Raw genomic sequence first — 8,253 nt, 5'->3', positions numbered from 1 at the left:
AATAACAGGTTGCTATAACAAGTTTAAAGAATCCGTCGCCTCGTTTTAGTTCTGCCCTCAATTAATGTTGATGAATCTTCCAGAATGAGTTTCAGCGATCGCCTACGGCGGGCGGGTACGCCATCGCAAGCTACACCTTTATACACATTTATTTGGTTAGATGTAAAATAACAGTTTCAAAAAAGTAACAGGTTCGTGCAATCAGTTAAGTTTGCTTTTGGTTAGGCTATCTTTGAGAACAAAATTAACAGTTCTCTATTCATGCGATCGCCTGATCTAACGTCGCCGTCTATATATGTATTTGGGCTTTCTTTATTCATTCTATCAAAAACCAATTATGGATAGCACAATTATCTACCCAAGCTACTTTCGTATATTTGAATGTAGAAACGGACGTTGGTTCATTAAAGATACTGAGCCTTTTTTATCTCCCAGCGCAACAAATCATGATGATATTAATACCCTATATGGCATTACCGAGAAACAAATAGTGATTGAATTGTTCCGAATAAATGGCGGCAAAGCAGGGTATTATTTAGCCAATATTCGGGATAAAAAATATTATTACTGCGTTGACCGCCATGGCACAAAAAAACAGTTGCTTGAGTTAGGTATTGGTCGAGCAGATCCGTTGGAAAACAAATATGGCTAAATCAGGATATCAACGCCTAAAACAATGGCGTGAGCGCGTTTCAACTGGTGAGCAGCTTCCCAAGTGCAAAATATGCGATCGCCCCATCAAAGGTAAATTAAGTGTGGAACGTGGGGTATGTTCTTACTGCTTTCCTAAGACCGACGAAGGTAGTAAAGCAAACATTCAAGCCGTAAAGCGTCACCGAACAAAAGGGGTTTAAGTCCCCTGCCTCTATAGGCAGCGCGTTTTGTGTCGGGGTTTAAATCCCCGTCACAAAACGTAATTGCGAATTGGTTTAAGTCTGCCTCAATAATTTGGTTTGGTATCAGCCTATTACTCTAACTGGTTATATTTATCCTGTTACAGTTTATTCTACATAATTAACTTGTTATTTGCACTAACTAACTTGTTATGTTAAAGTAATAACAGGTAAGGAAAAAGCGGGAATCAACCCGCCTCAATTTAAAAGGATGTCTGTATGTTAACTCAAACCAAGACTAAGACCCAAGCCAAACTTGATAGCTACTACGATGGAGAATTTGACGCCGCGATCGCCCTACCTCCAAAGTTCCGCGAGGGCCAATACTGGCGCGGATATCTAGCCAAAGCAAACCAAACAGGTAATACCCCCTTTTAACTACTAGAGGAGGTTCAAGCCCTCCTCCCTCTTCAAACCAAGCTTTATTTCGCTTCAAATAAGGACAATTAACAAATCTGCGATCCTTCAGGGTCGCTCCCTTCATCCTAAAAAACATCCGATCATGAATAACGCAGAAAGAGCAATCGAGATTTTACGATTAACAGACGATGGTGATCAATTATCGCCGCCCCAATTGTATTTAGTAGAGTTGGCTGTAAATAATATGTTGTCTAGGGCTGGACAAGAAGAATTTAATAACTTATACCAAAAGGTTTTACACAGAAATGTTGAATCCTAATACAAAACTTTACATATCTAGTTAGGGCTTGCTGAAAAAGAAAGAGAAGCTCACAGTAGACCTGTCCTAAAACTTGAAAGCAAGTACACACAAGGCTTTTAGACTAAACCTTGCAGATTTTCTGTCAACGTAATAATTAGGGTTTGATATCGTTACTGATAGTTTAGACAAGCAAAATACAGTTTTATAATTATAGGCGATCGCTATTATTGTCTAATTTAAGTAACTGCTAAAATCAAACTACCAATTCTCAACCTTACCAATCCACAAACCGTGAAAATTATATCATTGTAAACATCGTTTTTTAGTCGGAATCTTTGTGATGCTATTTGAAAAATTTTCACCAATCTTATGAGATGCTCAATATATATCCGATTACTCGAAAATACTTTATTTTCTTGTTTTTGTGCATCACTTAATTCCTGGTTTCTTTTTTTCTTGTGAGGAGTCTTTATATTTTTACCACCCTGATATCCCTTGTTGCCTCCAAATCCTTGTTTGATGTGAAATTTTTCTTGTTGAGTACGAAATAAATTTATGTCCGCAGTTGGGACAGGAAAGCCTACTTCTACATCGACAATATCCTGAGCTTCTGGAAGACCAACAAACTGATTTTTTCTAGTATGTTGTTTTTTCTTTCCTGAATAGTATTTTTTTGCTCTTCTGGCTGTGATGGTCTATTTATAGGCTGTTCTGCACTATCAACTAGTAGCTGAAATTTGGTTAAAATCTCTTGAACAATTTCCAAATCACTATCTATTGTTGAGACTTGTTCGAGTAAGCTTGCCGGCAATATATCCCGAATAATTTTCCTCCAATAATGAAAATTATCATTTGCTTCTGTTTTGGAAATACCAAACAGCATTCCTAAAATTTCAAATGATGGCATTTGTCTGAGATAAAATAAGCATAATACTATTTGCTCAGAGAATGATAATTTTTGTGGTCTTCCACCTCCGGCTGCGTTAATTCTTACTTTTTGATTCTCCTTGATTTTTTCTAATTCTTTATGCTTGATTCCTGATGATTCTGTTAGCGATCGCAACTGTTCATAGCTAATACCTAATATTTGCTTTGTCCGCAGTGGATATTTTTCGATATAATCAAGTACAATGCACATTTTTACTTTGAGTAGTAGATACACATTTTATTTTTCCACTTTTTTATACCGTATTTATATTTCGGACAGGTCTAATGGATAGCTGGCAGTTGGGACAATTTTTGTAACTCTATTTTTAATTCTCTCCTTAATCCCAGCAGTGCTTGAACATTTTATACATTTAAGTAAAATGTATGTTTTAGCGATCGCCTCCGGTATAGTGCAATACGGTTCAGTTAAGGCTAAAAGCGTTATTGATGATGTGAAAATTTGGAGCCTCAACTCGCTGTCCAGTACCTCTGTGCTTTGGTTTTTTGGAGCGAAACTTTGATACAGGTTTTTTCACAACCCTGGGGTTACACCGATGAACCCGTTCGGGTAACAATGTATCCAGAATCTCTATAGTCAACCAATCGAAAAAAGGGGCAAATCTTGGGAGTTAAGACGTTGAAACTTAGGTACAGCACGACGGATAACTCGTAAAGTTCCGGTAAAACTAAGACGTAATGGAGCAACTCCAGCACTGGTTGCAGCTTGAAACATTAATACTCGTACTGTCCAATGTCCCAACAACCAAGCATATACCTCTTGCACAACCTCTCGTGGTTTTTGGGAACGGACATGAGTTTTTCGCCCCAGAAGATGTATTTTCAACTCATCAATGGTGTTTTCTACTTCCCATCGCTGATGGTATTCCCTCGCCAACAACTCGGCAGGAAATCTTTCAATGTCTAATAAACTAGTAATCAAGCGATATGTCAGTTGTTCTTCTGGATTGTCAGGATGCTTAATTGTATACTCAATGATGCGTACAAGTATTGGCTGACTACCTTTTTACCGATGAAATAAATCGCTCATCACTCTTGCTCCTAATCGCTGCCGAGCTTGTGTAATAGCTGATTTACAGGGCACACGCCAGTATTTACCAACTTTTACCCACGACTCTGACATCCCATCTATTAGGTTTTTAAGTACGTCCCGCATTGAGTCTTTAGACCAAAAACTCATTGCTATTACCAGACTTACCACTAATTGCGCTGGTAGCGATCGCTTACGCTCTTCTTCAGTTTGGGTATTAGCGATCGCCTGTTCAATTGCCTTTACTGGAATCGCCGTCTCGATTGCTTTCAGCAGTTCCTCAGTTTGTATATCAGGAGACACCAACGAGAAATCCTTGAGATGCACCACACTCAACTTCCATGCTTGGGAACAATGCTTAATTTACATGATTTTTAGCCTTAACTGAACCGTATTGCGGTATAGTGGAGCATCGTCGCTGGTTTTTGTCCGACTTCAGAAAATCGCGTTGCTCCCTCTCGTTAAAAGAGATTATCTTGATTGCGACACCATTTTTCGTAGAATGCTTTCCGGTTTTGTTAGTAGAACCTTGGGAGAATCAAATTCCATAATTCTACCTTGCTCCATTGCCATAATTCTATCTGCATCAATCACAGTATGAATACGATGGGCAATAGTGACAACTGTGCAGTGTGCAAAATCATCATTTAGAGTCTGCTTAATGAGATTGTCGGTTTCATAATCCACGTTGGCAGTCGCTTCATCTAATAGCAGAATACGAGTATTCTTTAGGAGGGCGCGTGCTAAACAAAGCAGCTGTCGCTCACCCATACTAAGATTAGCTCCGCCTTCCTTGATGTCTGTATCCAGTCCGGCTGATAAATGTTTGATGACGCCTTGGAGATGGGCACGTTGCAAAGACTGCCAGAGTTGTTGATCTGTGAATTCATGGAACGGGTCTAGATTAGTACGAATTGTTCCCTGAAATAGAACTGGTTCCTGGGGAATGATGGTAAGGCGCGATCGCAATTCTTGCAGCGGTATCTTAGCAATATCTACATCGTCAATATAAATATGTCCCTGGGTTGGCTCCACCATACGAAACAAACTCAGCAGGAGAGTGCTTTTACCAGATCCCGTCCGACCTACAACTCCAATTTTTTCACCAGGAGCGATCGCGCAGGAAATACCTTTCAAAGCCGGTTCTAGTTCTGGGCGATAGCGTACTTCTAAAGCAGCAATTTCTATTTTTCCTGCAAGTGGCCAATCTGCATTGATAGTTTGCCGCCCCTGCCATTTCTCTGGGGGTAGATTGGCATAGTGCTGCGTCCGTTGTATAGAATTCATACTAATCTCCAGTTCTGCAATGGCGTGAACTGCCCTTCCCAATGCTCCTGTAACGCTCATGGCATAAGTAATGGAAAGTCCAGCCAACCCAGAGGCCAAAATATTGCGGGACATAACAGCCGAGACGGCGACGGTACCCACAAGCAACACCCCCATGATATCTAGTCGCAGACTCAACCATCGCTCAAGACAAAGTTGGGTGAAAAGCGCCCGTTGGCTTTGGTCAATTTTTCGATAAATTTCTAGAATAAACAGCTGTTCACAACCAAAAGCCCGGATCGTAGAGGCTCCTACCAGGGTTTCTGAAAAATGAGCATAGATTGGTGAATGGGCGATCGCTTCCAAGCGATTGACATCGCGGGCAGACGCCCTAAAATATTTTTGGATGTTGTAATAACCCCAAACTAGCGGTACAATTGCCACTAGAGCTAGAGGAGTTGCTCCAATAATCACAACAACACTGGAAAGCAAGAGAAACAACGTACTCATGCCTTCTAGAAATTTGAAAATGACTTGCTGATCAATTATCTTTTGGTCTTTACTAAAGCGATTTAACACTCGCCCGCTCGGTGTAGCTTCAAAAAAAGAAAGTGGGGCATGTAATACTCCAGAAAGCAGCTGTTTGTGGATTTTATTAGCAGCGTTCACACCCCTAAGTGCCATATATATTGCTCGCAAAAAGGTGATTATTCCCACAAAAATTCCCAGCAATATAAATCCCGTGAGAAATAAAGCCCCAGGATTTCGTCCGTCAGCAGCCCAATAAGCCAACCATAAATCTGAGCCGATACTTAGTATTTCACGCAGGATGAATAATCCAACTATAAAAAGCAGAGATGGTTTAGTTCCCAACATCCTAATATAGGAAAAATACAACTCTGCTTTGACAGCACCACTAGCTCGTTCTTCTTCTTCAATGATCCGAGAATTTGCCGTTATTATCGGCTGTTGCTCTAGTGCATTTATTTGAGTTGCTAATTTGGCCCGATGTGGATTACATTTAAGAGTATTTGTATCACCTTCATCTCCACTAAGATCCAAATTGATTAAATTATCATTTCCCCCAATTTTTTTGCCATCATTATACTCATACATCTTCAACATTTGGGCAAATTTACCGTCTCTTTCTTGCAACTCTTGGGGCGTTCCGACTTCTGTAATAGTGCCCTGTTCTAGAAAGATAATTCGGTCAGATGCCATTGCATAATCTAAGTTATGAGTAACTAAAATTCTAGTTTTTTTACCCAATATCCCTAGCAGACATTGTTGTAGAATTTGTCTACCAACAATGTTATCTAAAGCACTAAAGGGGTCATCAAGAAAAAATACATCTGCATCTTTATATACTGCTCGTGCTAGGCTGACTCTTTGTTTCTGACCTCCTGAAAGGTTAATTCCTCTTTCTCCGATTTCTGTACTGTCTCCAGAGGCAAAAGTTTCAAGGTCTTCTGTCAAGCAACAAGCCTGAAGTACTAACTCGTATTGCTGCTCTTTTAAATCAGCATTAAAAAGAATATTGTCTCGCACAGATTGATTTAAAATCCAGGCTTGTTGTGAAACGTATGCAATGCGTCCAGAAACCTCTCGATGTCCTTGCAACAATTCTAGTTCTCCCATCAAACAAGAAAAAAGAGAGCTTTTACCAGAACCGGCTGAACCAACCACAGCCACGAATTCACCTGGTTTAATATCAATACTGATATTTTTCAAAGTCGCTGTTTCTTCTATCTGCCAAGAACAAGAAACATTAGACAATTGCACACTACCAACTGGCAATTCACTTGCAGGCAATTTTGTAAATGAGGGTAAATTCAAAAAGCTTTCAAGCCTGCGGATAGAAACTTGTCCTTCTACAAAGCTAACCACGAGATTAGGAATGTGGAGTAAGGGTCTTTGTAGTAAATTAAAGCAAGCCAATCCAGAAAAAACATCCGCGACATTTAATCCTTTACCTAATAAGACATGGCAAGTAAATGTCACCATAGCTACCATTATGGGAGTTGCCAAAAAAATGAGATTCAGAAGCGCTGCCTGCCAAGCAAATTGCTTGAGTTCTTTGATTTCTTGTTCTCGAATTGCGGAAAGATTGCTGCTGAAATTCCTCTCCCAAGCATAAAATTTGACAACTCGAATACCATTAAGAATATCGTTGATTAATCCTACGCGTCTATCAGCAAAGTGATTGCTGCGTTTGACAGCCCCTTCCATTCGCCTGGCAATTTGGCTAGAAAGAGGAAGGGAAATTATCAAAGTAAGAATTCCCGCAAAACTAGCTGTTCCCAAAATTAAGTAAGTAAGAAATATAGCAGCAATTACCACAACTATAGCCATAATTAATATTACAAAACTTTCTGCTGCCAAATAAACATTTTGTACGTCTTTAGACATCAAATTGACAATTGTCCCGACTGGAAAGTTTTGTTGTGATTCTGGTTTAAGTTGTAAAGATTTTTGATATACTGCACCAACCAAACCAGCACGTATACGAAAGCCCAATTTGCCAGCAGTGAGGAAGCAGTGGTGGATTGCCAACCATGACAGGAAACTTGATATAAACATACCTCCTGCCAGTAGTAAACCATAATAGGTTTTAGATTGTGGCTGCTCTAAAAAGTTCAATAGATACCGAAAGAGAAATGGAGTGACTACACTTGCCATTGAGTGCAGAATACCGAGACTTATCGCACTTATAAATATATTTTTATGAATTAGGACAATAGATAATAGAATAGGGTGCTGCTTCTGAGAATTTTGTTGCAGAGCCTGAGTAAGCTGCTCTGCACATTTATGTGACTCTTCTAGTGGGTTAAGAGGGAAAAGCTCTTCTTTTTCAAGAGTTCGTCTGTTGCCAATATCAAGTAGGGGTTTAACCCATGAAGTGAATAAACGCGAGTACCACGGTGCTTGGTACTCTGGAATTAATGGCGACATGAAAACCTCAGATCAGATGAATAGAATTATCTAGCAAAATGCAGTTGCTTCTCCTGCTAGATGTTTTTAAAAGGAACACATCCCACACAATTTAAATTGAATGACATATTATAGCTCGAAGGCACTCTTTTCGTGATAAAAGCCACCCCGCACAGCAGGTTCACCTTCGATTGTCAAATAGGGAAGGGTAGAGTCTGCTGAGAGTGATTTCATAATGGCATCATAAGCGTTGAGCGGAAGTAAGCGGAAGTCAATACTCACGCGAGTAATTCCTTCAATGTTCTCTGCTGTGCCATGAATTACACGAGGGTCAAACATTATTACTTCCCCAAATTTACTATTAATACCCGTGCAGTTCTGAAGCAATATATCCTGGAGAGCTTCGTCCGTATTGAACAAATCGAAGAATTGCTGGCGTGAATTACGAAAAGCTGCAAAATCATACCCCAAGGTCTCGGCGAACTTGTCTAAAATGAAGATGCTCTCTGGAAAACTCGTCATCTGAA

Annotated in this window: 10 protein-coding genes and 1 pseudogene; 5 read left to right on the top strand and 6 right to left on the bottom strand. The window is 39.9% G+C overall.

Annotated elements, in window-relative coordinates; translation table 11 throughout:
* Window positions 1-23 precede the first annotated feature (23 nt).
* On the bottom strand, window positions 24-146 hold the full coding sequence (locus IQ246_RS31070) for a hypothetical protein (protein ID WP_255515657.1): 123 nt from the start codon (window positions 144-146) through the stop codon (window positions 24-26).
* A gap of 191 nt (window positions 147-337) precedes the next feature.
* Between IQ246_RS31070 and IQ246_RS27350 the strand changes: the two genes are divergently transcribed.
* From IQ246_RS27350 to IQ246_RS27335, 4 genes are all read left to right on the top strand, one after another.
* On the top strand, window positions 338-652 hold the full coding sequence (locus tag IQ246_RS27350; protein WP_194006434.1) for a hypothetical protein: 315 nt from the start codon (window positions 338-340) through the stop codon (window positions 650-652).
* Complete coding sequence (locus IQ246_RS27345; RefSeq protein ID WP_194006433.1) at window positions 645-854, top strand: hypothetical protein; 210 nt, start codon at window positions 645-647, stop codon at window positions 852-854. The genes IQ246_RS27350 and IQ246_RS27345 overlap by 8 nt, the downstream gene beginning before the upstream one ends.
* Window positions 855-1,112: 258 nt before the next feature.
* Complete coding sequence (locus IQ246_RS27340) at window positions 1,113-1,271, top strand: hypothetical protein (protein WP_194006432.1); 159 nt, start codon at window positions 1,113-1,115, stop codon at window positions 1,269-1,271.
* 124 nt (window positions 1,272-1,395) lie between these two features.
* Window positions 1,396-1,572, top strand: a complete 177-nt coding sequence (locus IQ246_RS27335; protein WP_194006431.1) for a hypothetical protein — start codon at window positions 1,396-1,398, stop codon at window positions 1,570-1,572.
* A gap of 218 nt (window positions 1,573-1,790) precedes the next feature.
* On the opposite strand, the gene IQ246_RS30700 is transcribed toward IQ246_RS27335, so the two are convergent.
* Together IQ246_RS30700 and IQ246_RS30695 are read right to left on the bottom strand one after the other, a co-directional pair.
* Window positions 1,791-2,246: a transposase family protein gene (locus IQ246_RS30700; RefSeq protein WP_339379231.1), complete on the bottom strand. Its 456-nt coding sequence runs from the start codon at window positions 2,244-2,246 to the stop codon at window positions 1,791-1,793.
* Complete coding sequence (locus IQ246_RS30695) at window positions 2,141-2,692, bottom strand: transposase family protein (protein WP_244142183.1); 552 nt, start codon at window positions 2,690-2,692, stop codon at window positions 2,141-2,143. The genes IQ246_RS30700 and IQ246_RS30695 overlap by 106 nt, the downstream gene beginning before the upstream one ends.
* Window positions 2,693-2,831: 139 nt before the next feature.
* Between IQ246_RS30695 and IQ246_RS27325 the strand changes: the two genes are divergently transcribed.
* A complete protein-coding gene (locus IQ246_RS27325) occupies window positions 2,832-3,002 on the top strand; it encodes a hypothetical protein (protein ID WP_194006430.1) in 171 nt (56 codons plus the stop codon).
* 74 nt (window positions 3,003-3,076) lie between these two features.
* Here IQ246_RS27325 and IQ246_RS27320 read toward each other — a convergent pair.
* The 3 genes and pseudogenes from IQ246_RS27320 to IQ246_RS27310 all read right to left on the bottom strand — a co-directional run.
* Window positions 3,077-3,766 (bottom strand): annotated as a pseudogene (locus tag IQ246_RS27320) (transposase domain-containing protein).
* Between the two features lie 234 nt (window positions 3,767-4,000).
* The gene (locus IQ246_RS27315) at window positions 4,001-7,747 is read right to left on the bottom strand and encodes an ABC transporter transmembrane domain-containing protein (RefSeq protein WP_194006429.1); all 3,747 of its coding nucleotides are present in this window, start codon (window positions 7,745-7,747) and stop codon (window positions 4,001-4,003) included.
* A 108-nt stretch (window positions 7,748-7,855) separates the two neighbouring features.
* The coding region (locus tag IQ246_RS27310) for a hypothetical protein (protein WP_208492322.1) at window positions 7,856-8,253 on the bottom strand (398 nt) is incomplete at its 5' end.

The organism is aff. Roholtiella sp. LEGE 12411, from assembly GCF_015206995.1.
Classification (GTDB): Bacteria; Cyanobacteriota; Cyanobacteriia; order Cyanobacteriales; family Nostocaceae; genus Komarekiella.
This window is presented reverse-complemented; position numbering and strand designations above follow the sequence as displayed.

Coding starts and splice junctions, on each gene's coding strand:
- IQ246_RS27350 (WP_194006434.1), top strand. CDS start 338: ATGGATAGCACAATTATCTACCCAAGCTACTTTCGTATATTTGAATGT.
- IQ246_RS27345 (WP_194006433.1), top strand. CDS start 645: ATGGCTAAATCAGGATATCAACGCCTAAAACAATGGCGTGAGCGCGTT.
- IQ246_RS27340 (WP_194006432.1), top strand. CDS start 1,113: ATGTTAACTCAAACCAAGACTAAGACCCAAGCCAAACTTGATAGCTAC.
- IQ246_RS27335 (WP_194006431.1), top strand. CDS start 1,396: ATGAATAACGCAGAAAGAGCAATCGAGATTTTACGATTAACAGACGAT.
- IQ246_RS30695 (WP_244142183.1), bottom strand. CDS start 2,692: ATGTGCATTGTACTTGATTATATCGAAAAATATCCACTGCGGACAAAG.
- IQ246_RS27315 (WP_194006429.1), bottom strand. CDS start 7,747: ATGTCGCCATTAATTCCAGAGTACCAAGCACCGTGGTACTCGCGTTTA.